General features: G+C 69.1%; 22 protein-coding genes. 13 read left to right on the forward strand and 9 right to left on the reverse strand.

The window, feature by feature from the left end:
- Positions 1-123: 123 nt before the first annotated feature.
- The 3 genes from ACIOU8_RS17030 to ACIOU8_RS17040 all read right to left on the reverse strand — a co-directional run bounded on the left by ACIOU8_RS17030 (position 124) and on the right by ACIOU8_RS17040 (position 4,015).
- Positions 124-1,671, reverse strand: a complete 1,548-nt coding sequence (locus ACIOU8_RS17030; protein ID WP_400792021.1) for a sugar ABC transporter ATP-binding protein — start codon at positions 1,669-1,671, stop codon at positions 124-126.
- Positions 1,668-2,687, reverse strand: coding sequence for a LacI family DNA-binding transcriptional regulator (locus ACIOU8_RS17035; RefSeq protein WP_400792024.1), 1,020 nt, complete (start codon positions 2,685-2,687; stop codon positions 1,668-1,670). Before ACIOU8_RS17035 ends, ACIOU8_RS17030 begins: the two co-directional genes overlap by 4 nt.
- Before the next feature lie 68 nt (positions 2,688-2,755).
- Positions 2,756-4,015 (reverse strand): FAD-binding protein, encoded by a 1,260-nt coding sequence (locus tag ACIOU8_RS17040; protein ID WP_400792027.1) that lies wholly within the window; start codon positions 4,013-4,015, stop codon positions 2,756-2,758.
- 78 nt (positions 4,016-4,093) lie between these two features.
- On the opposite strand from ACIOU8_RS17040, the gene ACIOU8_RS17045 reads away from it, so the two are divergent.
- From ACIOU8_RS17045 to ACIOU8_RS17065, 5 genes are all read left to right on the forward strand, one after another.
- Positions 4,094-5,140, forward strand: coding sequence for a LacI family DNA-binding transcriptional regulator (locus ACIOU8_RS17045; RefSeq protein ID WP_400792030.1), 1,047 nt, complete (start codon positions 4,094-4,096; stop codon positions 5,138-5,140).
- 91 nt (positions 5,141-5,231) lie between these two features.
- A complete protein-coding gene (locus ACIOU8_RS17050; protein WP_400792033.1) occupies positions 5,232-6,569 on the forward strand; it encodes an extracellular solute-binding protein in 1,338 nt (445 codons plus the stop codon).
- On the forward strand, positions 6,566-7,516 hold the full coding sequence (locus ACIOU8_RS17055) for a carbohydrate ABC transporter permease (RefSeq protein ID WP_400792036.1): 951 nt from the start codon (positions 6,566-6,568) through the stop codon (positions 7,514-7,516). The genes ACIOU8_RS17050 and ACIOU8_RS17055 overlap by 4 nt, the downstream gene beginning before the upstream one ends.
- Positions 7,516-8,421, forward strand: a complete 906-nt coding sequence (locus ACIOU8_RS17060) for a carbohydrate ABC transporter permease (RefSeq protein WP_400792039.1) — start codon at positions 7,516-7,518, stop codon at positions 8,419-8,421. The genes ACIOU8_RS17055 and ACIOU8_RS17060 overlap by 1 nt, the downstream gene beginning before the upstream one ends.
- A gap of 38 nt (positions 8,422-8,459) precedes the next feature.
- A complete protein-coding gene (locus ACIOU8_RS17065; RefSeq protein ID WP_400792042.1) occupies positions 8,460-9,983 on the forward strand; it encodes an alpha-N-arabinofuranosidase in 1,524 nt (507 codons plus the stop codon).
- Between the two features lie 197 nt (positions 9,984-10,180).
- Here ACIOU8_RS17065 and ACIOU8_RS17070 read toward each other — a convergent pair whose 3' ends face one another.
- Complete coding sequence (locus ACIOU8_RS17070; RefSeq protein ID WP_400792045.1) at positions 10,181-12,331, reverse strand: S1 family peptidase; 2,151 nt, start codon at positions 12,329-12,331, stop codon at positions 10,181-10,183.
- A gap of 328 nt (positions 12,332-12,659) precedes the next feature.
- Between ACIOU8_RS17070 and ACIOU8_RS17075 the strand changes: the two genes are divergently transcribed.
- Positions 12,660-13,091: an META domain-containing protein gene (locus tag ACIOU8_RS17075; protein ID WP_400792048.1), complete on the forward strand. Its 432-nt coding sequence runs from the start codon at positions 12,660-12,662 to the stop codon at positions 13,089-13,091.
- Positions 13,092-13,164: 73 nt separating this feature from the next.
- Here the strand turns inward: ACIOU8_RS17075 and ACIOU8_RS17080 are convergent, their stop codons facing one another.
- The 5 genes from ACIOU8_RS17080 to ACIOU8_RS17100 all read right to left on the reverse strand — a co-directional run bounded on the left by ACIOU8_RS17080 (position 13,165) and on the right by ACIOU8_RS17100 (position 18,448).
- Entirely contained in the window at positions 13,165-14,298 is a 1,134-nt protein-coding gene (locus ACIOU8_RS17080; protein ID WP_400792051.1) for a bifunctional 2-methylcitrate synthase/citrate synthase, read from the reverse strand.
- A 2-nt stretch (positions 14,299-14,300) separates the two neighbouring features.
- The gene (gene prpB / locus ACIOU8_RS17085; protein ID WP_400792054.1) at positions 14,301-15,203 is read right to left on the reverse strand and encodes a methylisocitrate lyase; all 903 of its coding nucleotides are present in this window, start codon (positions 15,201-15,203) and stop codon (positions 14,301-14,303) included.
- Positions 15,203-16,729: an MmgE/PrpD family protein gene (locus ACIOU8_RS17090; RefSeq protein WP_400792057.1), complete on the reverse strand. Its 1,527-nt coding sequence runs from the start codon at positions 16,727-16,729 to the stop codon at positions 15,203-15,205. The genes prpB and ACIOU8_RS17090 overlap by 1 nt, the downstream gene beginning before the upstream one ends.
- A complete protein-coding gene (locus tag ACIOU8_RS17095; RefSeq protein WP_400792060.1) occupies positions 16,726-17,394 on the reverse strand; it encodes a GntR family transcriptional regulator in 669 nt (222 codons plus the stop codon). Before ACIOU8_RS17095 ends, ACIOU8_RS17090 begins: the two co-directional genes overlap by 4 nt.
- A gap of 73 nt (positions 17,395-17,467) precedes the next feature.
- Positions 17,468-18,448 (reverse strand): EamA family transporter, encoded by a 981-nt coding sequence (locus ACIOU8_RS17100; protein ID WP_400792063.1) that lies wholly within the window; start codon positions 18,446-18,448, stop codon positions 17,468-17,470.
- 39 nt (positions 18,449-18,487) lie between these two features.
- Here ACIOU8_RS17100 and ACIOU8_RS17105 point away from each other — a divergent pair, with 39 nt between their 5' ends.
- From ACIOU8_RS17105 to ACIOU8_RS17135, 7 genes are all read left to right on the forward strand, one after another.
- Entirely contained in the window at positions 18,488-19,024 is a 537-nt protein-coding gene (locus ACIOU8_RS17105; protein WP_400792066.1) for a CGNR zinc finger domain-containing protein, read from the forward strand.
- Between the two features lie 155 nt (positions 19,025-19,179).
- A complete protein-coding gene (locus tag ACIOU8_RS17110) occupies positions 19,180-20,163 on the forward strand; it encodes an acetylxylan esterase (RefSeq protein ID WP_400792069.1) in 984 nt (327 codons plus the stop codon).
- A gap of 224 nt (positions 20,164-20,387) precedes the next feature.
- Positions 20,388-20,978, forward strand: a complete 591-nt coding sequence (locus ACIOU8_RS17115; RefSeq protein ID WP_400792072.1) for a glucose-6-phosphate isomerase family protein — start codon at positions 20,388-20,390, stop codon at positions 20,976-20,978.
- Between the two features lie 9 nt (positions 20,979-20,987).
- Positions 20,988-22,490 (forward strand): xylulokinase, encoded by a 1,503-nt coding sequence (gene xylB, locus ACIOU8_RS17120; RefSeq protein ID WP_400792075.1) that lies wholly within the window; start codon positions 20,988-20,990, stop codon positions 22,488-22,490.
- Entirely contained in the window at positions 22,490-23,446 is a 957-nt protein-coding gene (locus ACIOU8_RS17125) for an NAD(P)-dependent oxidoreductase (protein WP_400792078.1), read from the forward strand. The genes xylB and ACIOU8_RS17125 overlap by 1 nt, the downstream gene beginning before the upstream one ends.
- A 10-nt stretch (positions 23,447-23,456) precedes the next feature.
- A complete protein-coding gene (locus tag ACIOU8_RS17130) occupies positions 23,457-24,413 on the forward strand; it encodes a shikimate dehydrogenase family protein (protein ID WP_400792081.1) in 957 nt (318 codons plus the stop codon).
- Entirely contained in the window at positions 24,413-25,381 is a 969-nt protein-coding gene (locus tag ACIOU8_RS17135) for a phosphotriesterase (protein WP_400792084.1), read from the forward strand. Before ACIOU8_RS17130 ends, ACIOU8_RS17135 begins: the two co-directional genes overlap by 1 nt.
- Positions 25,382-25,401 lie beyond the last annotated feature (20 nt).

Here is a 25,401-nt window from a genome sequence, read left to right on the forward strand (position 1 = left end):
CCTGTCGTGATTGCAGGACAGCTGCTTCGCATGTCCTGCGGCGATGTTACCGGGAACAATTTCGGGAACACAAGAGTTCGTTACGAAATCGCACTCATCAGGGTCGAGCCAGAGTGTTACCGATCACAGTTCTGCGCTGTGGCTCAGCTCGGCCGCGATCATCTCCACCACCGTGTCGACGGTCACGCCCGGACCGTTGCTGAGCTCGCCGATCTTCTCGCGGTCCTTCAGCACGATGATGCGATCGCTCAGCCGCACGACCTCTTCGAGTTCGGACGAGATGAACACGACGGCCACTCCGTCTCCGGCGAGCTGGCTGATGCGGCGCTGCACCTCGATCTTCGCCGCGATGTCGATCCCCCGGGTGGGCTCGTCGAGGATCAGCACGTGCGGGCGCACCGCCAGCGCTCGGGCGAGAAGCACCTTCTGCTGCGTTCCCCCCGACAGGAGACCGACCGGACGGTCGAGGTCCGCGGGATCGAGGTGCAGGGCCTCGACGTAGGTCTCCACCAGCCCCCTCGACTCGGCGTGCGAGAGGGGACGAGTCCAGCCGCGCAGCGCCTGCAGCGAGAGGATGATGTTCTCGCGTGCCGTGAGCTCGCCGATGATGCCCTGCGTTCCCCGATTCTCGGCCGACAGCGCGATGCGGTGCCGCAGCGCCGCCGAGGGACTTCGCAGCTGCACCCGTTCGCCGTCGACCCAGAGTTCTCCGCTGTCGGTGCGCACCGAGCCGCTGAGCAACGATGCGAGCTCGGTGCGACCGGAGCCTCGGAGGCCCGCGAGCCCCACGATCTCGCCCCTCTGGATCTCGACGTCCATCCGCTCCAGCTCGCCGCGTCGACCGACGCCGGACGCCTGCATGGCCGGCTCTCCGTCATATGCGTAGTGGTGTGCCTTGCGCTCGGAGCCGAGTGCTCTCAGGCTGTCGATGTCCTTGCCGAGCATCTTCGAGATCAGATCGGCTCGGTCGAGGTCGCGTGTCGCGTATTCGCCCACGCGTCGCCCGTTGCGCAGCACCGTCATGCGATCGCTGATCGCGAACGCCTGCTCGAGGAAGTGCGAGATGAACAGGATCGCGACCCCTCGTTGCCGCAGGCCACGGATGACCCGCATCAGAGTGGCCACCTCGGCGACGTCGAGGCTCGAAGTGGGTTCGTCGAGGATCAGCACCCTCGGATCGTCGACGACCGCGCGAGCGAGCGCGACCAGTTGCTTCTGCGCCGGCGTCAGCATCGACAACGGCGTCTTCGGGTCGAGGTCGTCGAGCCCCAGCCTGGCCAGTGCTTCGGCGGCATCCGCCCTGGTCCTGCGCCAATCGATGCCGAACCGGCCGCGACGCTCTCGCCCGAGCATCACGTTCTCCGCCACGCTGAGGTTCGGGCTCAGCTGCGCCTCCTGGAACACCGTCGCGATGCCGGCCGCCCGACTGTCGGCGACTCCCGAGAAGCGACGCGGTTCGCCGTCGACGATCACCACGCCCTCGTCGGGAGAGATCGTGCCGGTGATCACCGCGACGAGGGTCGACTTGCCCGCGGCGTTCTCGCCCATCACGGCATGCACCTCGCCGGGGAACAGGCGGAAGTCGACGCCGTCGAGCGCGCGCACGCCGGGCAACTCGACCGTGATGCCCTCGAGCCGCACGACCGGCTCGGGACCACGGTCGGGTGTCATCGCACCTCCCTGGGTGCGGCCGACGAACCTCGCGCGACGAGCTCGGTCGGGATGCGGGTGAGCGCAGGGATGTCGCGACCCTCTATCGCCGCGCGCAGCATCTCGACCACCGCGACGCCCAGCGCTCCGAAGTCCTGACGCACTGTCGTGAGCGGAGGGATGAAATGCCGCGCCAGCGGGATGTCGTCGAACCCGACCACGCTGAGGTCCTTCGGCACCTCGAAGCCCCTGTCGTGCAGCCCGTGGATCAGCCCCATGGCCATGTCGTCGTTCGCGGCGAAGATCGCCGTGTAGTCGGGCAGCCTGGTGAGGCCCTTCGCGAAGTCGTAGGCGAAGTCGGCCGACCAGTCTCCGACGACGATCGGCCGCTCACGGATGCCCCACGACTTGGCCCTCGTATGGAATGCGCGCTCCCTCGCCCGCGCATCGAGCCAGTCCAGCGGGCCGGAGAGGTGCAGGATGTCGCGGTGCCCGAGAGCGACGAGGTGATCGACCACCGACGTCGTGCCGGCGTGCTGGTCGATCGACACCGTGAGGAAGGTCGGGTCGGCGTCGGCCTTGACGACGAGCATGGGCACCGTGATCGCGATGCGCCGCAGAGCGGCCACCGACGACGAACGAGGCGCGATCACGCACAGCGCGTCGACACCCTGCGTCACGAGGTGGTCGACCGCCTCCTGGGGAGACAGCGGATCACCCTCGTGCAGAGCGATCGGCGTGACCGAGTAGCCGGTGGCGCGCGCCGACAGCTCGACGGCCCTCAGGATGCTGGTGGGACCGTGCGCCACCGCGCTCTCGACGATCACGCCGATGCGCCGGGTGCGCTGGGTGGCGAGGGCCCTGGCGACGAGATTCGGGCGGTAGTCGAGCTCCTCGATCGCCTCGAGCACGCGGCGCTTCGTGTCGGGCTTGATGTTCGGGTGATCATTGAGCACCCGCGACACCGTCATGTGCGAGACGCCCGCGATGGTCGCGACCTGGCGGATGTTGGGCTTGTCTGAACCGACGTTCGCCATGCACACCTCCGTCGGCCAGGCCTCGGAGAATGTTACCGAGAACAACCGGGGTGGTGCAATGGATCCTGCTACAGGCCCAAGCGCTCGAGGTACGGGTTCACGAGTCGGCGCTCGGGGTCGAACCGGCGCGCGAGGGCGGCGAAGTCCTCCCACCGCGAGTAGCGCGCGCGCACCTCCGCGGCATCGAGAGCGAATACCTTGCCCCAGTGCGGGCGGGCGGTCTCGGGCAGTGCCGCCTCGAGGGTCGGCAGGAACGCGCGCACAGCCGCCTCGTCGGGCTTCCAGGTGAAGTGGATGCCGACGGCATCCGTGCCCTGCGACGAGCTCAGCCAGAGGTAGTCGGGGGCGACGGTGCGGATCTCGTTCACGAGCAGCAGCGGCGCGATCTGACCGGCGAGGGTGCGAACCGCCTGGATGGCGGCGACCGCATCGGCCCGGGGCACGAGGTACTCGCTCTGGATCTCGGCGCCGGCCGACGGCGTGAACTCGAGCTTGAAGTGCGCGAGGCGCTCGAACCACGGCCCGGGCTCGCCGAGCTGCTCGGTGCAGGCGACGGGATCGACGCCGAGGATCGGATGCCGCTTGGCGGTCGCCGGGTCCGCTCCCAGTCGAGCGAAGAGGTCGGCACGGGTGTTCTCGCGCGCCTCGGGCTGGCGCTGCTTGACCCAGATCTGGTCGGCGACGTCGGTGTGCTCCCAGCGCGAGAAGATGCTGACGCTCGTGCCGATGCTCGTCACCTCGTCGAAGTCGGCGAGGATCGCATCCCACGACGGCTGCTCGAACACGTGCTGGGCGACCTCGTACGACGGCTCGACGTCGAGCGTGAGATCGACGACGGCGCCCAGCGCACCCAGGCTGACGACTGCGCCGTCGAAGTCGTCGTCACCGCGGGCGAGGGTGCGCGTCTCCCCACTCGGCGTGATGATCGTCAGCGCACGCACCGCCGAGGCGAGTGAGCCGATCGCGTCGCCCGACCCGTGCGTGCCCGTCGCGACCGCGCCGGCGATCGAGATGTGCGGCAGCGAGGCGAGGTTCGCGAGCGCGAGCCCCTCGGCGTCGAGCAGCGGAGCGAGGTCGCCGTAGCGCAGCCCACCCGAGACGCGCACCGCGTCACGCGCATCGTTCACCTCGAACACGACGGGCAGCCGATCGAGGGCGATGAGCAGCCCGTCGGTGTCGGCGATGTCATTGAAGCAGTGCCTCGAACCGAGGATTCGCACGGCTCCGCCCCGGGCGAGCAGATGGCGCAGCTCGTCGATCGAGCCGGGGTGCTCGACGGCGGAAGCACGGTAGGTGAGGTTGCCTGCCCAGTTGCGTTCGATGGTCATCGGGCCATAGTAGCCAGCGGGTGCGGACATTCCGCGATGCGGCGGGCTCGCGGGCGAGGCGATGGATAGGCTGACCGGATGACAGCGATGCCGCCGCCGCGCGCGACGATGAAGGACGTCGCCGCACTCGCCGGCGTCTCGCCCAAGACGGTCTCGAACGTCGTCACCGGCACGGTCGCCGTGCGCGAGGAGACCAGGCTGCGCGTCGAGGCGGCGATGGCCGAGCTCGACTTCGTGCCGAACCTCAATGCCCGAGGGCTGCGCAAAGGCCGCTCGGGGATCATCGCCGTGGCCCTGCCCGATCTCGCGACCGCGTTCTCGGCCGAGCTCATGCACCGCATCGTCGACGCCGCGCACGACCGCGGCCTCGCCGTGCAGATCGAGGAGACCGCGACCGACCCCGAACGAGAGAGGGAGCTGGTCTCCCGGGCTCGCGCGCACCTGGTCGACGGTCTGATCCTGAACCCCATCCGCCTCGAGGACAGCGTGCTGAAGTACGCCGACCGGCTGCCTCCGCTCGTCGTACTCGGTGAGGTGGAGCAGAACAGGGCCGACCACGTGCGCATCGACAGTCGCCGGGCCGCAGCCGACGTGACCCGCCACGTGCTGTCTCGCGGCGCGACGCGCATCGCGGTGATCGGCGCCGACGATGACGAATCGGTCGCGACGGCGACCAGTCGTCTGCGACTCGACGGCGTGCACGACGCGCTGCGAGAGGCCGGCATACCCCGCGACACCGCCCTGGAGATCAATCCGATGCCGTGGTCGATGACCGGCGGAGCCGAGGGCGTGCGGACGCTGTTGCAGCGAGGCGTCGCGTTCGACGCGATCATCGCGTTCACCGATTCGCTCGCGCTCGGGGCGCTGCACTCGTTGCACGATCATGGCGTGAGCGTGCCGGACGACGTGATCGTGACGGGCTTCGACGACGTCGAGTTCTCGCGCTACACGTCGCCTTCGCTCACGACGATCGCCTTCGACCGGCGCGCGTTCGCGGATGCCGCACTCGGGCTTCTCGAGTCGCGCATGGATGACCGCGCAGCACCGCCGCGGGCGCTCACCCTCTCGCATCACCTTCTCGAGCGCGACAGCACCCAGGGCAGCCCGCGCGGCTACCGCCCCTGAGTCGCGGGCTCCGGCAACGCGCTCTTGCGCGGCCGATTACATCGATGTAATGATGTACCCCGACCCCGCCCGCTGTCACGAAGGAGTGACGATGACGCCCCCGCTCGATCTGTCTCGGCGGCAGTTCCTGACTGCCGCCTCCGTCACGGCCGCCGCCGCGCTGCTCGCCGGCTGCGCCCCTGGCACCGTCCCCGGTTCGAACACCACGACCCTGCAGTTCTGGCATCTGCTGTCCGGTGGCGACGGCGTCACCATGTCGCAACTGCTCGACACCGCCAACGCGGCGCAGAGCGACTACCGCATCCGCCCCACCGTGCTCGCCTGGGGCACCCCCTATTACACGAAGCTCGCCATGGCCGGCGCGGGCGGGCGGGCTCCGGACGTCGCGATCATGCACGCGACGCGCACGGTCGGCTGGGCACCCGGTGGCCTGCTCGACACGTGGGACCTCGACCGACTCGCAGACCTCGGAGTCGACGCCTCGACGTTCCCGAAGCCGATCTGGGAGAAGGGCTTCGTGGGCGAGAACATGTACAGCATCGCGCTCGACGCGCACCCGTTCGTCGCGATGTTCAACACCGACATCTGCGACGCCGCCGGCGTGCTCGACAGCGACGGACGCCTGCAGCAGACGTCGTCTCCTGACGAGTTCCTCGACCAATTGCGCGCGATCGGCGGTCAGGCCGAGGGCCATGCGCTGTCATACGGCTACCTCGGTGACGGCGCCCAGATGTGGCGCCTCTTCTACACGTTCTACTCGCAGCACGGCACGGCGATGGAGCTGCCGGCAGGCGGCAAGGCCGTGATCGACAAGGACGCCGCGGTCGAATCTCTGACCCTCATGCGCACCCTGCTCGACGGCGAGATCGCTCTCGCCCAGGCCGACTACGGCAGCGCAGTGGCCGAGTTCGCGACCGGCAAGAGCGGCATGCTGTTCACCGGCGTCTGGGAGCTGCGCACCATGCAGGCGGCGGAACTGCCCCTGGATGCGACGATGATCCCCACGCTGTTCGGCACGCCGGCCGTCTATGCCGACTCGCACTCGTTCGTGCTGCCGCACCAGACGAACGCCGACCCCGCAAAGCGCGACCTCACCTACCGCTTCGTCGCCGACATGCTCAAGGACTCGTTCGGTTGGGCCGAGGCCGGGCACATCCCCGCATTCCTCCCGGTCACCGAGTCGCCCCAATACGCCGACCTCATCCCCCAGGCCAACTACGCCGAGGCCGCGCAGCACGTCGTCTACGATCCCACCGCGTGGTTCACCGGCTCAGGCTCGAACTTCCAGGGCGAATTCGGCGCCGCGGTGCAGGGAGTCCTGCTCTCGGGCGACGACCCCGCCGCCGCCATCGACCGGTTCGAGGCTCGCGTGAACACGCTCCTCCGGCAGCCCAACCCGGCCGACCCCGAGGGGACGTTCGCATCATGACCACCGCAACCGACTCCACGCGCACCATCGTCACCGGCTCGAAGTCGGCCGTGCCCGTGCGACGCGCCGGCTCCCGCAACCGCGAGCAGCTCATCAGCTGGGCGTTCCTCGCCCCGTTCCTTCTCGCCTTCGTGCTGTTCCTCGCCTGGCCGATCGTGCACGGCATCATCCTCAGCTTCACCGACCAGTCGCTCACGGGGGCAGGCGGCTCGTTCATCGGCTTCGCGAACTACGCCGAGGCGCTCACCGATCCCAAGATGTGGCAGTCGATGGGCAACACGGTGTGGTTCACGCTGCTGTCGACCGTGCCTCTCGTCGTGATCGCACTGCTCATGGCCGCCCTCGTCGACCGCGGGCTGCCGGGGCAGTGGCTGTGGCGGCTGTCGTTCTTCATGCCGTATCTGCTCGCCTCGACCGTCATCTCGCAGATCTGGGTGTGGATCTTCAACCCGCAGATCGGCGCGGCCAACAACATCCTCGAGTTCTTCGGCCTCGAGCCGCTCGCGTGGCTGCAGAACCCCGACACCAACATGCTGTCGATCGTCATCGCCACCGTCTGGTGGACGGTCGGGTTCAACTTCCTGCTCTATCTCGCCGCGATGCAGAACATCCCGCCGCAGCAGTACGAGGCCGCGTCGCTCGACGGCGCAGGCCCGTGGCGTCAGTTCTGGTCGATCACGCTCCCCCAGCTCGGCCCCGCGACCGTGCTGATCCTGATCCTGCAGATCCTGGCATCGCTGAAGCTGTTCGATCAGGCCTATCAGATGCTCGGTGGCGTCGCGAGCGACACCACCCGCTCGATCGTCCAGTACATCTACGAGGCCGGCTTCGTCAGCTACCGGTTCGGCTACTCGGCCGCGATCTCCTACGTGTTCTTCGCTCTCATCGTCATCATCGGCGTCGCGCAGGCTCTGATCATGCGCCGCCGGAAGGAGTCGCAGCTGTGATGTCCACCGCCACACTCACCGAGACCATCACCACGACCAAGCCGGCGCGTGCCCGCCGCCCGCATCTCCCCGGCCAGAAGCCCTTCGGCGCGCTGCGCATCAGCGCCCTCATCGTCCTGATCGTCCTCGCGATCGGCTGGCTGCTGCCGTTCCTCTGGGCGGTCGCCACGGCGTTCAAGACCGAGACGGATGCCGCCAGCGGCGACCCGTCGTGGATCGGCGCCTCGGGTCCGACCGTCGAGGCCTTCACGGCGATCCTGTCGCAGGGCAACGTCTACACGTGGGCGTTCAACAGCCTGTGGACCTCGGTCGCCGTGACCCTGATCACCCTGACGATCTCGGCGCTGGCCGCGTACGCGTTCTCGCGGCTCGACTTCACCGGCCGCAAGTGGCTGTTCGTCGTCATCATCGCCTCGATCGTCGTGCCGCCGCAGGTGCTGATCATCCCGCTGTTCTACGAGATGCTCGCGTTCAACATGATCGACACCTACTGGGGCCTGATCCTGCCGCAGGTCGTGGCCCCCGCGATGGTGTTCATCCTGAAGCGCTTCTTCGACGCGATCCCGATCGAGCTCGAAGACGCGGCCCGCGTCGACGGCGCCAGCCGCCTGCGCATCTTCTGGTCGATCGTGCTGCCGCTCTCGCGGCCGATCCTGGCATCCGTCGCGATCTTCGTGTTCATCGGCGCGTGGAACAACTTCCTCTGGCCGTTCCTCGTCATCAACGACACCACGCTGATGACGCTGCCGGTCGGACTCCAGACGGTCATCAGCGCCTACGGCGTGCAGTACGCGCAGGTCATGGCCCAGGCCGTGCTCGCCGCGCTGCCGCTGATCATCGTGTTCATCATCTTCCAGAAGCAGATCGTCAAGGGAGTCGCGACCAGCGGCTTCGGCGGTCAGTAGTCCCCCACCCGGCTCGAGAGCCAGAACCTAGGAGAGCAATGTCTCAGGCCCGCATCACCATCGACCGCGACTTCACCATCGCCGACGTTCCCCGGAGGCTCTTCGGGTCGTTCGTCGAGCACATGGGGCGCTGCGTGTACACCGGCATCTATGAGCCGGGGCACCCGCAGGCCGACGAGCGCGGCTTCCGCCAGGACGTGCTCGCCCTCGTGAAGGAGATGGGTCCGACCGTCGTGCGCTACCCCGGGGGCAACTTCGTCTCCGGCTACCGCTGGGAAGACGGGGTCGGCCCCGTCGAAGACCGCCCGGTGCGCATCGACGGCGCATGGCACACCATCGAGAGCAACGCGTTCGGTCTGCACGAGTTCATGGACTGGGCGAAGGATGCCGACGTCGAAGTCATGGAGGCGATCAACCTCGGCACCCGCGGTGTCGAAGAGGCGCGGTCGCTCGTCGAGTACGCGAACCACCCCGGCGGCACGTACTGGTCCGATCTGCGTCGCAAGAACGGCGCGGAGCAGCCGTTCGACATCAAGCTGTGGTGCCTGGGCAACGAGCTCGACGGACCGTGGCAGATCGGCGGCAAGACCGCGACCGAGTACGGTCGTCTCGCGCAGGAGTCGGCCAAGGCCATGAAGCTCGTCGACCCGACCATCGAGCTCGTCGCGGTCGGCTCGTCCGGCCGGTCGATGCCGACGTTCGGCACCTGGGAGCACACCGTGCTCACGCACGCGTACGACGAGGTCGACTTCATCTCGATGCACGCCTACTACCAGGAGCACGACGGCGACGCCGAGTCGTTCCTCGCCGAGTCGGTCGACATGGACGCCTTCATCGACGGCGTCATCGCGACGATCGACGCCGTGAAGGCCGCAGGCAAGCACACGAAGCAGGTCGACATCTCGTTCGACGAGTGGAACGTGTGGGACCAGGTGAAGTTCAACGACGTCGAATCGGTCGAGATCGCGAAGGCGGGATGGAAGAAGCATCCGCGTGTGATCGAAGACACCTACAACGTGACGGATGCCGTCGTCGTGGGCACACTGCTGAACAGCCTGCTGCGGCACGGCGACCGGGTGAAGATCGCCAACCAGGCGCAGCTCGTCAACGTGATCGCGCCGATCCGCTCGGAGGAGAACGGTCCGGCCTGGCGCCAGACGAGCTTCTGGCCCTTCGAGCGCATGGCTCGCCTCGCGAAGGGTCGCATCCTGCGCCTCGCGGTGTCGGCTCCGCAGATCGAGACCAAGCGCTACGGCGGGGTCGACTCGGTCGATGCAGCGGCGACGTGGGATGAGGAGACCGGACGCGTCGTCGTGTTCGTCGCCAACCGCTCGCTCGACGAGGAGAGCGACCTGACGGTCGAGCTGCGCGGCCTCACCGGTCTGCGCGTGGTGAACGCCGAGACGCTGACCATTCCCGAGGGCGGCGACCGCCACACCGCGAACCTCGAGACCACGCAGGATGCTGTGCACATGGTGCCGCTCGCCGCCGCCGAGGTCGTCGACGGCGCGGTGCGCGCGACACTGCCGCCGCTCTCGTGGTCGGTGATCGAACTCGCCTGAGATCCTTCTCGACGGCAGAAGGCCCGGCATCGGATTCCGATGTCGGGCCTTCTGCTGTGTGCGCTGCATCCGCTCACCCCCGCGCCGTCGCGGGCACACGGCAGACGCGAAGAAGCCCGGTATCGATCGATACCGGGCTTCTCAGCGAGGGGTTCACGGCCGGAGCCGGTCACACCCTCAACAGGTGATCAGCGTGATCAGCTCTCGATGAGCTGGCGACGACGGAAGACCAGCAGCAGTCCACCCGACAGCAGCGCGAGCGCGATGGCTGCGGCAGAGAGCGGGACGAGCATGTCGGCACCGGTCACGGCGAGTCCGCCGTCACCGGGGGCGGCTGCGCCACCGTCACCGGGAGCTGCTCCGCCACCACCGGCGACCGGTGCGGCGAGAACCACGAACGCCAGGTCGGTCGGAGCCGACGAGACGCCGTCGATGGCCTGCGTGGCCGAGACCGTGTACGTGCCCGACTCGAGAGCCGCGCCGAACTCGACGCTCCATGCGCCGTCCTCGACCGTGGCCGTGAACGTGCCGCTCGCTGCGGCGAAGGCGCCCGCGAGAGCAGCCGTGTTCGCCGACGCCGGCTCAGCGCCGTTGAGGGTCACCGTGACGGTCGCGCCGTCGATGCCCGTGCCGGCGAGACCGGAAGGACCATCGTTGTGGGCGAACTCCGTGCCGTTCGCGACCGAGGTCACGGCCGGCGAGACCGGGAGGACCGAGAACGACGAGGCGGCCTCAGGCGAGACCTCGTCTTCGCCGTCGATCGTGCGGGTCTGCGTCACGACGACGCTGTGCGAGCCGTACTCGAAGGAGAGTCCGTCGACGGTCCACGAACCGTCTGCGGCGACCTCGGTCGTGCCGAGGACGTCGCCCTCAGCGTCCGCCACCGTGATGGTGGTGGTCGGCAGACCGGTGCCGCTGACTGCGGTGACGGTCTCGTTGACCGTCGAGCCGTCGGCCGGCGAGGTGATGACCGGTGCGACGAGCGGAGCCGGCACGACGGTCACGTCGATCGAGGTGGTCTCAGAGGAGCTGAAGCCGGTGCGTGCACGGACCGAGATGGTCTGCTCGCCGAGCTCGACGGGTCCGACGACCGAGAAGGCGCCGTCGACGACGTCGACCGTCTGGTCTTCGCCGAAGCCGCTGACCGTGACCTTGGCTGCTCCGACAGCGGTTCCGGTGATGGCCGTTCCCGGCTGCACCTCTGCGTTGTCGGTCGGGCTCGTGATGACCGGTGCGTCGAGGTCGAGCGCGACCTGGTAGCCGTTGGTCTTGGGCAGAGCGGTCACGAGCGATGCCGCCCAGGTGAACTGCTCTTCGGTCGCGGTCGCCTCGGATCCACCGCTGATGAGGCCGACGGCCGCATTGCCCTGGATGACCGCGCCGCCGGAATCACCGGGAGCCGCGGGCGTGTTGCTCGAGAAGCCCTGGACCCAGTGGCCGTCGATGCTCGCCCATCCGTCGAGGATGTCGTCGCCGTCGACCGCACCGGTGGTGAAGCCGGTCGTGCGACCGCTCTTCTGGACCTCGCCGAGCGACGGAGCCGCGACGGACTTGATCTCGATGACGCTGTCTGCGAGGGAGCTCAGCGAGTCGCCGGCCGTGGTCCAGTCGGTGACCGCCGGCACCGGGTTCCAGCCCGCGGCCTCGTCGATGTCGATGACCGAGATGTCGGTCGCGGTGGTGTCGCCGTTCGAGCCGAGGCCACCGTCGCCGCCACCGAACTGGGCGAAGCCGAACGTGCCGAGCAGCTCGACCGAGGCGGGCAGTGAGGGGGTTCCGCCGACTGCCGGCTCATCGCCGGGAACGGTGAGAGTGGTGTCGGTGAGCGGCTCGCCGTCGTCGCCGAAGGCGCAGTGTCCGGCGCTCAGGAGCGCAGGGTCACCCGTCGGGGTGAATGCAGCGAAGCCCACGGAGCACGACCAGGCGGCACTTCCGGGCTCATTGGCGAGGAAGCCGTCGAGGTCGGGGCTGACCGACAGGTAGCCCTGTCCGCCTACGACGTCGCCCTCATCGAAAGCCGAGAGAACGCGGTCGACCTTGACGACGGATGCGTCGGGGAAGCCCTCGGTTGCGGCGATCTGCGTGATCTCGGCGTCCGCCGATGCGCTGTCGGCAGTCACGACGACGACGTTGCCACCATCCGCGGTCTGACCGACGGCGACCATGTCGGTGCCGACCTTGCCGAGTTCCGCCTTCGTCTTGAGCACCTCAGCAGGAGCGTCCTGGCTGGGTGCATCGGCGGAGTCTTCAGCGAACGCCGCAGGCGCTCCGAGGAAGAGGCCCGAGAGGGCGAGCGTGGTGGCGGCCGTCAACGCCAGTGGGCGTCGGCCTGTCACTCTGTGCTTCATGTGATGTATGTCCTTGCTGGTCACGGATCGTCAGTCAGTTTCATCTCCGGCAGTGTGCGATGCACACAGAACCGTTCGCCTCCCGGTGGAGGCGTGAACTACGACGCTGGCCCCCCGACAAGCAGGATCCTGTTCGTCGGGACGAACAGGGATCTCTAGAAGAGTACCCAGTAAATCCACAGAATGGGGGAATTGTTTATCGGAATTTCACCCCTTGACCTGCACCTCCTCTGTGCGATACACGCGCACGCGCACTCGGCTCGGAGAGCCCGCCTGCCGGATCGAGATTGCGATGGCGTTCGCAGGCGACACCGTTAGCATGGCCAGCATGAGCACCCACCGCAGAGCACGAAACCTCGTCGGCCTCGCGATTCTGGGGGCCTTCGCCCTGATGGGCGCGGCCTGCGCGACGGGTGCCCCGAGTGGCGCCCCCACGTCGAGCAGCGACCCGAGCAGCGAAGACGACGCCCTCATCGAGAAGCTCGTCGGAGTGTGGGGCGAGGACTCCTCGGGCCAGCCGCATCTCGAGTTCACCGCCGACGGCGAGGTGCACGGCAGCGACGGATGCAACGGCATCACGACGACCTACTCGGTGAACGGCGATCGTGTCGACCTCGCCCGATTCGCCTCGACTCTCAAGGCCTGCCCCGGCGTCGACGACTGGATGCGCGGCATCCGCGCGGTCGAGATCGACGGCGACGTGCTCGTGATCAAGGATGCCTCCGGCGCGGAGCTGGGAAACCTCCCGCGCGCGAGCTGACCATCACCGCCTCGGCGGGTGCGGCATCCGATCGGCCCCGGCCCGGGCGCACTGACCCGGACCGGCGCCCCGGTCAGTTCTCGATGTGCCGCTCGTCGACGCCGTTGTAGAGCGACAGCGGTCGGATCAGTGCGTTGGCACCGGCCTGCTCGATCACGTGCGCCGTCCACCCGGTCACACGCGCCGCGACGAACAACGGCGTGAAAGTGAGGGTGTCGAAGCCGATCAGGTTGTAAGCCGGGCCCGATGGGTAGTCGAGGTTCGGGTAGATGCCCTTGCGCTCGACGAACTCCGACTCGAGCGCGTCGTACAGCTCGGCCACCTCGGCGCGGTGGTAGTGCTCGACGAGCGTGTCGAGCGCGGCCTTCATGGTGGGCACACGCGAGTCGCCGCTCTTGTAGACACGGTGGCCGAAACCCATGATCTTGCGCTTCTCAGCGAGCGCCGCATCCAGCCACGGCACCACGTTGGACGCCTCGCCGATCTCGTCGAAGATGTGCAGCACAGCCTCGTTGGCGCCACCGTGCAGTGGCCCCTTGAGCGCGCCGATCGCTCCGACGACGGCTGAGTAGAGATCGCTCAGGGTCGAGGTGATCACGCGCGCCGTGAAGGTCGAGGCGTTGAAGGAGTGCTCGGCGTACAGGATCATCGAGCGGTTGAACGCGTCGATGACCACCGGGTCGGGCTCTTCGCCGAACGTCATCCATAGGAAGTTCGCCGAGTAGTCAAGGTCGTCGCGCGGCTCGATGAGCTGTTCGCCGCGGCGGCGGCGCTGACCGTAGGCGACGATGGCCGGCAGTGCCGCGAACAGACGGATGCTGCGCTCGAGGTTCTGCTCTGGGCTGCCACCGGCATCGAGCACCGATCCACCCGCGTTCGGGTCGGAGGCGCCGATCAGGCTGACGGCCGTGCGCACCTCGTCCATCGGATGCGCCTCGACGGGCACCAGGTCGATCGCCGCCTTGACGTTGTCGGCGAGCGCACGGTGCTCGCGCTCGGTCGCGCGGAAAGCGGCGAGCTGTGCGGCATCCGGCAGCTCACCGTGCCAGAGCAGGTACGCGACCGCCTCGAACGACTGCGTCGCCGCCAGCTCCTGCACGGGGTAGCCGCGGTAGAGCAGGCTGTTCGTCTCGGGGTTGACCTTCGAGATCGCAGTCGTGTCGACGACGACCCCGGCGAGGCCCTTCTTGATGTCCGGCTCGGTCATGCTCACTCCTTCGTCACGGTGAAGCCTGCGACGCCCGAGTCGAACTGCGTGTAGGACTCGTAGTCGATCAGGTCGTAGAGATCGGCACGGTGCTGCATCTCACCGAGCTTCGAGGTGAGGTGCCCCTCCTCGCCCAGCGTATCGAGCGCACGGCCCGCTGCGCCCATCGCGATGCGCAGCAGCGACACGGGCCAGATGACCATGTTGACGCCGACATCCCGCAGCTGGTCGACAGAGAACAGATCGCTCTTGCCGAACTCGGTCATGTTGGCGAGGATCGGCACATCCAGTGCGTTCGCCATCGCCTCGAACTCGGCGAGCGTGCGCATCGCCTCGGGGAACACGGCGTCGGCCCCCGCATCCACCAGCGCCTTGGCACGGTCGATCGCGGAATCGAGCCCCTCGACCGCGCGGATGTCGGTGCGCGCCATGATGAGGAAGTTCGGGTCGCGGCGGGCGTCGGCGGCTGCGCGGATGCGGCGGATCGCGGTGGTCTCGTCGACGACGCTCTTGCCGTCGAGGTGGCCGCAGCGCTTCGGGTTGATCTGGTCTTCGATGTGGGTGCCGGCGAGCCCCGCATCCTCGAGTTCCTGGATCGTGCGGGCGACGTTCATCGGCTCGCCGAACCCCGTGTCGGCGTCGACGATCGCGGGGATGTCGGTCATGCGCGCGATCTGCTTCGCTCGTCCGGCGACCTCGGTCAGCGTGGTGAGGCCGATGTCGGGCACTCCGAGGTCGGCAGACAGCACGGCGCCCGAGATGTAGACGCCGTCGAAGCCCTTCTGCTCGATCAGGCGCGCGCTCAGCGGATTGAACGCGCCGGGGAACCGCAGCAGCTCGCCGCTCGCGAGTCGCTCGCGGAACAGACGGCGCTTCTCGGCCGGGGTGACGTGGGAATACAGCATCAGAACAGGCCCTTCGGGCTCGGGGCGCCCTCGAGCAGGCCGGGGCGAGCGATGATCGACAGCTCGCCGACCTCGGCTGCGGTGAGTTCGGGCAGACGCTGCACGAGCTCGAGGAAGCGCTCGATCTCAGATGCCTCGAGCACGGGCTCGGCGAGCAGACGGAACTTCGCGATGTAGTTCTCGCGCGCGAACGGACGCGCGCCGAGCGGATGCGCGTCGGCGACGGCGATCTCGTCGACCACGGTCGTGCCGTCGGTGAGGCGGAACTCCACGCGACCGCCGAACGCCTTCACGTCGGGGTCTTCGGAGTGGTATCGGCGCGTCCACTCGGCATCTTCGGCCGTGGAGATCTTGTGCCACAGGGCCACGGTGTCTTCCCGACCTGCCCGCTCGGGGGCGTAGGAGTCGACGTGGTGCCAGCCGCCGTCCTGCAGCGCGACGGCGAAGATGTACGGGATCGAGTGGTCGAGCGTCTCGCGCGACGCCGTCGGGTCGTACTTCTGCGGGTCGTTCGCCCCCGAGCCGATCACGTAGTGCGTGTGGTGGCTTGTGTGCAGCACGATGGCCTCGATGTTCGCGGGGTCGCGTAGCGCCGCGTTCTCGGTGCCGAGCTTGCGGGCGAGGTCGATCCACGCCTGCGCCTGGTACTCGGCCGAGTGCTCCTTCGTGTACGAGTCGAGGATGGCTCGCTTCGCCTCGCCGGCGGCGGGCAGCGGCACCTCGTATGCGGCGTCCTTGCCGTCGAGCATCCAGGCGATCACGCCGTCTTCGCCCTCATAGATCGGGGCAGGGCTCGTCTGCCCGCGCATCGCCCGGTCGACCGCCTCGACGGCGAGCTTGCCCGCGAAGGCCGGGGCGTGCGCCTTCCACGTCGAGATCTCGCCCTTGCGGCTCTGCCGCGTGGCGGTGGTGGTGTGCAGACCCTGGCCGACGGCCTGGTAGATCGTCTCGACATCGAGGCCGAGCAGGGTGCCGATGCCGGCAGCCGCCGACGGGCCGAGGTGCGCGACGTGGTCGATCTTGTGCTTGTGCAGGCAGATCGCTCGCACGAGGTCCATCTGGATCTCGTACCCTGTCGCGATGCCTCGGAGCAGCGCACGGCCGTCGGCCTGCACGTGCTGGGCGACCGCGAGGATCGGCGGGATGTTGTCGCCCGGGTGCGAATACTCGGCGGCGAGGAACGTGTCGTGATAGTCGAGCTCGCGCACGGCCACGCCGTTGGCCCACGCAGCCCACTCGGGGCTGGTGCGGTGGTCGAGCGCTGCGCCGAAGACGGTGGCGCCGATGCCCCCGGTCGAGACGGGGTGGCTGAACGCCTGGGCGCGCGCGGCATTGATGGGCCCGCGCGTGAGGGATGCCGCAGCGACCGACGCGTTGTCGATGATGCGGTTGATGATCATGTCGGCGACGTCCTGATCGACCTCGACCGGATCGGCGGCGACCTCGGCGATCTTCCAGGCGAGCTGGTCTTCGCGGGCGAGGTTCTCTTCGCTGCGGTGGACGCGGACGTGGTGGGTGACGGTCATTTCACACCTTCGGGGTTGGCTGTCAGGGAGTCGAGGATGCCCGTGAGCGCATTGTGCAGGTGCACGTGCGTGGCGTGGGCGGCGAGATCGCCGTCGCGGGCGCCGAGGGCTGCCGCGATCGTGCGGTGCTCGGCAGCGGACGCGGCGAGGCGGGCGGGCTTGTCGCGGGCCATGCGCCGCACCCGCACGAGGTGGGTGCGCACGGTGCGCAGGGCCGAGGCGATGTAGTCGTTGTCGACGGCCTGGTCGAGGGCCGCGTCGAATCGGGCGATGAGTGCGTAGTAGGCGTCGCGGCCTTCGACGGCGGCGAGGTCGACGTGCGCGAACTCGTCGGCGAGCGCGGCGAAGAGGTCGGCATCTCCTCGGCGGGCGGCGAGGCGGGCCGAGGTCTCCTCGAGCGCGCGGCGGATCTCGAACAGCGCGCGGATGTCGTCGGCATCCAGATCGGCGACGACCGTCACCCGCGGGGACTGCTGCACGACCAGGCCGTCGGCCGCGAGGCGGCGCAGGGCCTCACGCATCGGCGTGCGACTGATGCCGAGTCGGGCGGCCTGCTCGACCTCGCCGAGCACGGACCCGGCGGGGAGGGCGCCCGACTGGATCTCCTCCAGCAGCGCCGCGTGGGCTCGATCGCTCGCGGTGATGCGATCGGCGACGGAGCTCATCCCCTCAGTGTATACATAAACTCACACAGACGGTCTCGAGGCTCAGTTCCGGGCATTGCACGTATACATTGACCTACCGCTGCGGCGACCCCACCGCATCCGGGAGCGGCTCGACGAACTCGGCGGGCCGGGGCTCTCCGAGCTTCACGACCACCACGCCGACCAGCACGAGCGCGCCGCCGAGCGCCTGCAGCAGGTCGGGCAGCTGGCCGAGCAGCAGCCAGCCGAACAGCAGCGCGGCGACGACCTCGGAGAGAGCGACGAAGGATGCGAGGCGCGAACCCAGCATCCGGGTCGAGGCGATGCCGAGCACGTAGGCGAGCGCGGTCGCGATCAGGCCGATCGCGAGCACCGGCACGAACCACGGCACGGTTCCGAAGCGGTAGGCGATGTCGCCGGTCGTCCAGACGATGGGCAGGATGCCGACGAGGCCCGCGATCGTCAGCGCGACGGCGCCGAGCAGCAGCCCTCCCCCGGCGAGCGCGATCGGCGGCAAGCCCGTGTCGGCCTTGGCGGAGAGCAGGAAGTACGTGGCGGCGCCTATCATCGCGGCGAGCGCCCACAGGATGCCGGCGACATTGACCTCGGCGCCGGTGATGATGTCGAGCATCAGCACGAGACCGACGAAGGCGATGGCAGCGCCGATCACGCTGCGACGGCTCGGCCGCTCACCCCGACGGAGCCACAACCAGAGGATGACGGCGATCGGCGCCGTGTACTCGATGAGCAGGGCGAGGCCGACGTCCATCACGGCGACGGCTTGGAAGTAGCAGAGCTGCGTGGCGGTCACGGCGAGCAGTCCGTATGCGGCGACCATGCCCGCGTTCTTCCTGAGCGCTCCCCACCGACCCCGGAGCGACAGGATCGTCGGCACGAGCAGCACGAGCGCGGCGACCCACACCCGCACGGTCACTGCCGCACCGGGGGTCCAGCCCGCGTCGATGAGCCCGCGAGCCCAGGCGCCCGACATGCCGAACGCGAAGGCCGCGCCGATCGCCAGCGGCAGACCGAATCGCACACCCGGCGCGCTGATGTCATTTGCAACCTTGCTCATGACAGGTGACGCTACTCGCGCAGGCGGTAAGGTGTCAACATGAACTTCACCGATGACACGGAAGAGGCTCTTCGCTCGGCCGTCTGGCTGGTGAATTCGGCAGAGGATCCCGAGACCCTCGAGACTCTTGCCGACTACGACGCCTTCCTCACGGACTTCCCCTACTCGGGACGACTAGACCGCGACGACGCCGAACTCGCCGCACTCCGAGACCTGCGCCCGCGGCTGCGCGCCATGCTGCTCGCGCCCCGCGACGATATGGCCGAGCACGTGAACGCCGCCCTCGCCGAGGCCCACCTCGCGCCGAGACTCGTGCGCCACGACGGAGTCGACTGGCACCTGCACGCAGTGGCCGACGAGCGCCCGCTCGCCGAGCGCGTGCTGATCGAGACCGCCATGGCGCTGATCGACGTCATCCGATCCGATGAGGGCTCCCGTATCTCGATCTGCGCCGACGACACGTGCGAGGCACTCGCCCTCGACCTGTCACGCAATCGCTCGAAGCGCTTCTGCTCGACGACCTGCACCAACCGCAACGCCGTGGCCGCGTATCGCGCCCGGCGCGCGAACGCCTGAAGCGCAGCGCCCCCAGCGTCCAGCCCCGCCCCCGCGCCGCGCCGTCGTTACTGCGCCGCCCGATCAGGAGAACCGCGCGAGGACAGGACAATCCGTGCGGAATGCTCCTGATCTCGGCTCGCCTCCTGTTCTCAGACGGGTAGCCTCAGTGACCGATGCCCTCCCTCTCCTCCCCCTACGACACCTGGTTCGCCGACGCCGAGTTCGACGCCGGCTACGGCCACACGCTGAGCACGCTCCTCGCGATCACCCCGATCGCCGCGCCCGAGGGATTCGAGACGCGATGGCAGAGCTGGCGAAAGCAGGCGAAGACGGTGGATGCCGCACCCACTGTGCTGTCGACCGACACCGTTCATGGCCGGCGCGTATCCGTCGTCGAGCACTCGGGCGCAGACGGCATCCGACTGCGCGCGTGGCTCGTCGAGCCGCTGGCCGGACCGGCTCGCGTCGGCGTGGTGCACAGCCACGGCTACGGCGGACGAGATGGGGTCGACCTCGCCCGCATACCCGGGGATGCCGCCGCGATCTTCCCCGTCGCCCGCGGACTCCCCACCCTGAATGCCGGCATCGGCGCCCCCGAGCAGCCGGCCGAGCACGTGCTCGCGGGCATCGACGACCCCGAGCGCTACATGCTGGGGCTCTGCGCTCGCGACCTCTGGCTGGCGGCCGACGCACTGACCGCCCTGGTCGGCACCCTGCCGCTCTACTACATCGGCGAGAGCTTCGGCGGCGGCATCGGAGCTCTCGCCCTGCCGTGGGACGAGCGATATATCGGTGCCACTCTCATCGTTCCGAGCTTCGGCCAGTACGACGAACGCCTCGCCGTGCACTGCCTCGGCAGCGGCGAGGCCGTGCGCGACCATGTCGCCGCGCATCCGGAGGCCCGCGAAGTGCTGCGCTGGTTCGACGCCTCGACCGCGCTCGGGTTCGCCCGCCTTCCGGTGCGGGTCGAGGCAGCGCTGTGGGACCCCTATGTCCCGCCGGCCGGCCAGTTCGGGGTCGCGAACGCGGCACGGATGCTCGATCTCGCAGTCCTTCCGGCCGGCCATGCCGAATATCCGGGGTCCGAGAAGGTGACAGCCGAGGCGATCAGTGACGGCCGCGCGCATCTCGCCCGTACGCTGCGCGCAGCATCCTGAGATCAGGAGAATGCGTCGAGATCAGGATGATTCACGCCCTTCGCTCCTGATTCGGGTCGATCCTCCTGATCTCGCGTCCCGCCGGCAGCGACCCCGCACCCCACGCCCACACCAGCGCTCGCGACGCCGCGCATCGGAGCACTGGACGCAACCTGTCATCACAGGTACACTCAGCTTGTCATTACAGGTTGCGCAGCGTCGCAGCACCCGTACGAGGAGCACCGATGCCCCAGTTCCACACGCCCCCGATCTCGCCGATGGCGATCGCGTTCGACGCCGAGAAGCTCACGCTCTCGCCCGAGGGGCCGACACTCACGCGCCGCATGTCGGACCTCGAGGGTCTCTTCCTCGACGCGGATGCCTGGGCTGCCGCCTCCGCCGGCGACGACCCCGTCGTCTACACCGTGACCAGCTCGCCCGTGCCCGAGGTCGACCGAGAACTGCCGCAGTCGATCACGACGATCATGCCCGGCGACACCTCGGGTGAACTCTGGATGACCAAGGGCCACCAGCACCCGAACCACCAGGGCGAGATCTACCTCGCGCTGAAGGGCCGCGGTGGTCTGCTCATGTTCGACGGCGAGCGCACCGAATGGCTCGACATGCTGCCTGGGACGATCGGCTACATCCCGCCGGGGTGGGCGCACCGCTCGGTGAACACGGGCGATGACCCCTATTCCTTCCTCGCCGTCTACCCGGGCGGCGCCGGCCACGACTACGGCTGGGTGCTCGAACACGGCATGGGCTCGCGCGCCTACCGCGCCGCCGACGGTGTCGACCTGCGTCCCTATTCCGCAACCCCCTCGGCGGGATAGGGGCCCAGAATGCTCATCGCGCACGACCTCGGGACCACGGGAGACAAGGCGTCCCTGCACCACGACGACGGGCGCCTCCTCACCTCGGTCACGGTGCCCTACCCCGCGCACTTCGCCGCCGGCGGCGTCGCCGAGCAGGACCCTGCGGACTGGTGGGATGCCGTCGTCTCGGCGACCCGGCAGCTGCTGTCTCGGGCCGGCATCGCCCCCGAGACCGTCGGTGGCCTCGTCGTCAGCGGCCAGATGATGGGCACCGTGCTGCTCGACGCGCACGGCGCACCGGTGCGCCCCGCGATCATCTGGGCCGACACGCGCTCGGGCGCACAGACCCGTGCACTCGAACAGCACCTCGGCGCGGAACACGCCTACCGCGTGCTCGGCCACCGCCTGAACCCGACGTACTCGCTCGAGAAGATCATGTGGGTGCGCGACCACGAGCCCGATGTGTGGGCCCGTGTGCGACACTTCTGCGTCGCCAAGGACTACATCGTCTACCGGCTCACCGGGCGACTCGCGACCGAGCGCTCCGATGCCTCGGGCACGAACGCGTATGACCAGCAGCGCGGCACGTGGTCGACGGAGGTGCTCGCAGCAGCAGGACTGGACGCTGCGATCTTCCCCGAGATCCTCGAATCGACGACGGTCGCCGGAACGCTCACGACCGAGTCGGCGGGTGCGCTCGGGTTGCCGGCGTCCGTCCGCGTCGTCATGGGTGGCGGCGACGGACCGCTCGCGGCCGTGGGCTCGGGCATCGTGGCTCCCGAAGACGGCGCGTACGTGTGTCTGGGCACCTCGTCGTGGATCTCGTTCGCGAGCCTCGCCCCACTGCACGACCCGCAGATGCGCACCATGACGTTCGACAACGTCGTGCCCGGTTCGTTCGTGCCGACCGCGACCATGCAGGCCGGCGGCGCCTCGGTGCAGTGGATTGCCGAGGCGCTCTCGCCCGACCCCGCGCATCCCGACACCGCGCGGCTCACAGCGGAGGCCGGAGGCGACCTCGACACCGAAGATCTCTACTTCCTCCCCTACCTCCTCGGCGAGCGCTCCCCCCTGTGGGATCCGCACGCCCGCGGGGCGTTCGTCGGACTCGGTCGCCACCACACTCGCGCGCACCTCACGCGCGCCGTGCTCGAGGGAGTGGCATACAACCTGCTCACCTGCATCCAGGCGTTCCGCGAATCCGGTGCCGCGATCGACCGCATCGACGCGGTCGGCGGTGGCGCGCAGAGCGACGCCTGGCTCGGCATCCTCGCCGATGTCTGGGGAGTGTCGATCCGCCGGCGCACGATCGTCGAAGAGGCCAACAGCCTCGGCGCCGCGGTCACGGGCGCGGTCGGGCTCGGACTCGCCGACTTCTCGGCGGCCAGGGCACTCAGCGAGGTCACGGCGGAGTTCACGCCGGATGCCGGGCGGCATGCCGTGCACGCGCAGCGGCACGCCCGCTTCGTCGATGCCTACACGGCACTCGAGCCGTGGTTCGCCGCCGCGCCGTCAGCCGGGGAACTGTGATGGGCGTCATCCTCGCCACGAGTCGCTCGTTCTCGGGCGGCGATCTCGACCTCGTCGGGCGGGCCAGAGCCGCGGGTCACGAGATCGTCCGCGGCCCTGCACACCACGGACTCGCCGAACTCGCGCCCCTGCTCGCCGCCGCTGACGGCTGGGTCGCCGGCACCGGGCCGGTGACCGACGAGCACCTCGCGGCTGCCCCGAACCTCAGGGTCATCTCCCGCTACGGCGTCGGCACCGAGGCGGTCGATCTCGATGCGGCGCTGCGACGCGGCATCCCGGTGACCAACACTCCCGGTGCGAATGCCGATGCGGTCGCCGATCATGCTGTGGGCCTCATGCTCGCGGCGCTCCGCTTCATCGCCGACGGCGACCGTCGAGTGCGAGCGGGCGACTGGGGAGTGCGCCGCGGTCGCGAACTCGGTGCAGCGACCGTCGGCATCGTCGGCTTCGGACGCATCGGTCAGGGCGTCGCCCGGCGCCTCAGCGGCTTCGGCTCGAGGGTGCTCGCGGCCGACCCCTTCCTGCCGGTCGACGTCATAGCCGGGCATGGCGCCGAGCCGACCGATCTCGATGAACTGTTCCACACCGCCGACCTCATCACCCTGCACGCCCCTGGCGGACAGACGCTGGTCGATGCGGCGCGGCTTCGTGGCATCCGCCCCGGAATGATCCTGGTGAACACCGCCCGCCCCGACCTCGTCGACGAGACCGCGCTCGCTGCCGCCCTGCGCGACGGGAGCCTGGGCGGATACGCCGCCGACACCCTCGACGGCGACACCGCGGCGAGCGCGAGCCCGCTGCTCGCACCGGATCTCGCAGCCCTCGTGACCATCACCCCGCACCTCGGCGCCCAGACGACGCAGGCCGTCGACAACATGGGCTCGATGTCGCTCGACGACGTACTGGCCGTGCTCGCGGGCCGCTCCCCCACCCACCTCGTCTCACCTCGACCCTGAAGGGCCCACCATGACCATCACCGAGACGCCTGCGACGACGACCACGACCACGACCGGCGGCTACATGGGGTTCGTCGGCGTCAGCACCGGATCCTCATCGATCATGAAGGTGTTCCCGAAGTGGGCCGCGGTGCTGGGGCTGCCCACCGAGAACCTCGTCGGGCACGACCTGCCCCTCGACGCGACTCCCGCGCAGTACGTGGCGATGGTCGAGCAGATCCGCGACGACCCCCACCACCGCGGCGCCCTCGTGACGACCCACAAGATGAACCTGTTCGCCGCGGCATCCGACCTCTTCGACGAGCTCGACCCGTTCGCCGTCTCGTGCTCCGAGATCTCGAGCATCTCGAAGCGCGGCGATCGTCTGATCGGCCGCGCCAAGGATCCCCTCACGGTCGATCTCGCGCTCAACGACTTCCTCCCCGCCGACCACTTCGCCCGCACGGGTGCCGAGGTCGTGATCCTCGGGGCCGGCGGATCGGGCACGGCCCTCAGCTGGGCGCTGGCGGAGCGGGCGGATGCTCCGGCCAGGATCACCGTGACGGCGCGCGACGACGACAAGCTCGTGCACCTGCACGAGGTGCACCGCCGGCACGGCACCCCCGACGGGCTGATCGCGTACGTGCGCACCGACACAGTGCAGGAGGCGGCGGCGATCGTCGCGGCGGCACCGGCGGGGTCGCTGATCGTGAACGCCACGGGCCTCGGCAAGGATCGGCCGGGCTCTCCGCTTCCCGACGACGTCGTGTTCCCGACCGACGCATGGGTCTGGGAGTTCAACTACCGCGGGTCGCTCGAGTTCCTGCACCAGGCGCGTGCGCAGCAGGCCGAGCGGGGCCTGCACGTGGTCGACGGCTGGCGGTACTTCATCCACGGCTGGTCGCAGGTCGTCGCCGACGTGTTCGAGATCGACCTCACGCCCGAGATCGTCGAGCGGCTCGCCGAGGCCGCCGAATCGGTGCGCTGATGCCAGCCGTCCGCACGGTGCTCGGCGATGTCGACCCGGCTCAGCTCGGCGCGACGAACTATCACGAGCATCTGTTCCAGATCTCGCCCCTGCTGCCCGGCGACGAGCTCGACGACGAGGATCTCTCGGGCCGCGAAACGGCGCTGCTGCAGGCCAGCGGATTCGCGGCGATGGTCGATGCCACGCCAATCGGCCTCGGGCGCGACCCCGAGGCGGTCGCACGCATCAGCGCGGGCACCGGGGTGCAGGTCGTCGCGACGACGGGGCGCCATCGCGAGGCGCACTACGGGGCGGATCATCCCCTGCAGATGTGGAGTGTCGAGCGCCTCGCCGAGCTGTTCGTCGCCGATGTGGCGCGAGGGATGCCGGTCGACGATGCCCTGCTGTTCGAGACGGCGGATGTTCCTCGCGCGGCAGCGCCCGACGGGTCGCCGGTCAGGGCCGGGATGCTCAAAGCGGGCGTCGGCTACTGGAGCATCAGCCCCTTCGAACGCACGACCCTGCTCGCAGTCGCCTCTGCGCATCGTGCGACAGGGGCTCCCGTGATGGTGCACCTGGAGTTCTGCACCGCCGCCCACGAGGTGCTCGACCTGCTCGGCGCCGCAGGCGTGGCATCCGATCGTGTCGTGCTCGCGCATGCCGACCGTGATCCGGATGCCGGGCTGCACGCCTCTCTCGCCGAACGCGGCGCGTACCTGGGGTACGACGGCTTCGCGCGTCCGCGCACCCGATCGGATGCCGAATTGCTCGCGCTGACCGAGAAGGCCGTTGCCGCAGGATGCGGAGACCGGATCCTGCTCGGCGGCGATGTCGCTCGCCGCACCCGCTACATCTCGTACGGCGGGATGCCGGGTCTCGCCTATCTCGGCGAGCGCTACCTTCCGCGGCTGCGCTCGGCCGTCGGCGACGACGCGGTCGAGCGGATGCTGGTCGCGAACCCCGCCCGCCTGCTCACCCTGTCGTCCTGACGCACAGAAGCCCCCCGCCC

The organism is Microbacterium sp. NPDC087589 (genome assembly GCF_044743635.1).
In the GTDB taxonomy this organism is placed as follows: Bacteria; Actinomycetota; Actinomycetes; order Actinomycetales; family Microbacteriaceae; genus Microbacterium.

Bases quoted from the DNA above. Each gene is read 5' to 3' on its own strand.
- ACIOU8_RS17030 (WP_400792021.1), bottom strand. From the start codon at position 1,671: ATGACACCCGACCGTGGTCCCGAGCCGGTCGTGCGGCTCGAGGGCATC.
- ACIOU8_RS17035 (WP_400792024.1), bottom strand. From the start codon at position 2,687: ATGGCGAACGTCGGTTCAGACAAGCCCAACATCCGCCAGGTCGCGACC.
- ACIOU8_RS17040 (WP_400792027.1), bottom strand. From the start codon at position 4,015: ATGACCATCGAACGCAACTGGGCAGGCAACCTCACCTACCGTGCTTCC.
- ACIOU8_RS17045 (WP_400792030.1), top strand. From the start codon at position 4,094: ATGACAGCGATGCCGCCGCCGCGCGCGACGATGAAGGACGTCGCCGCA.
- ACIOU8_RS17050 (WP_400792033.1), top strand. From the start codon at position 5,232: ATGACGCCCCCGCTCGATCTGTCTCGGCGGCAGTTCCTGACTGCCGCC.
- ACIOU8_RS17055 (WP_400792036.1), top strand. From the start codon at position 6,566: ATGACCACCGCAACCGACTCCACGCGCACCATCGTCACCGGCTCGAAG.
- ACIOU8_RS17060 (WP_400792039.1), top strand. From the start codon at position 7,516: ATGTCCACCGCCACACTCACCGAGACCATCACCACGACCAAGCCGGCG.
- ACIOU8_RS17065 (WP_400792042.1), top strand. From the start codon at position 8,460: ATGTCTCAGGCCCGCATCACCATCGACCGCGACTTCACCATCGCCGAC.
- ACIOU8_RS17070 (WP_400792045.1), bottom strand. From the start codon at position 12,331: ATGAAGCACAGAGTGACAGGCCGACGCCCACTGGCGTTGACGGCCGCC.
- ACIOU8_RS17075 (WP_400792048.1), top strand. From the start codon at position 12,660: ATGAGCACCCACCGCAGAGCACGAAACCTCGTCGGCCTCGCGATTCTG.
- ACIOU8_RS17080 (WP_400792051.1), bottom strand. From the start codon at position 14,298: ATGACCGAGCCGGACATCAAGAAGGGCCTCGCCGGGGTCGTCGTCGAC.
- prpB (WP_400792054.1), bottom strand. From the start codon at position 15,203: ATGCTGTATTCCCACGTCACCCCGGCCGAGAAGCGCCGTCTGTTCCGC.
- ACIOU8_RS17090 (WP_400792057.1), bottom strand. From the start codon at position 16,729: ATGACCGTCACCCACCACGTCCGCGTCCACCGCAGCGAAGAGAACCTC.
- ACIOU8_RS17095 (WP_400792060.1), bottom strand. From the start codon at position 17,394: ATGAGCTCCGTCGCCGATCGCATCACCGCGAGCGATCGAGCCCACGCG.
- ACIOU8_RS17100 (WP_400792063.1), bottom strand. From the start codon at position 18,448: ATGAGCAAGGTTGCAAATGACATCAGCGCGCCGGGTGTGCGATTCGGT.
- ACIOU8_RS17105 (WP_400792066.1), top strand. From the start codon at position 18,488: ATGAACTTCACCGATGACACGGAAGAGGCTCTTCGCTCGGCCGTCTGG.
- ACIOU8_RS17110 (WP_400792069.1), top strand. From the start codon at position 19,180: ATGCCCTCCCTCTCCTCCCCCTACGACACCTGGTTCGCCGACGCCGAG.
- ACIOU8_RS17115 (WP_400792072.1), top strand. From the start codon at position 20,388: ATGCCCCAGTTCCACACGCCCCCGATCTCGCCGATGGCGATCGCGTTC.
- xylB (WP_400792075.1), top strand. From the start codon at position 20,988: ATGCTCATCGCGCACGACCTCGGGACCACGGGAGACAAGGCGTCCCTG.
- ACIOU8_RS17125 (WP_400792078.1), top strand. From the start codon at position 22,490: ATGGGCGTCATCCTCGCCACGAGTCGCTCGTTCTCGGGCGGCGATCTC.
- ACIOU8_RS17130 (WP_400792081.1), top strand. From the start codon at position 23,457: ATGACCATCACCGAGACGCCTGCGACGACGACCACGACCACGACCGGC.
- ACIOU8_RS17135 (WP_400792084.1), top strand. From the start codon at position 24,413: ATGCCAGCCGTCCGCACGGTGCTCGGCGATGTCGACCCGGCTCAGCTC.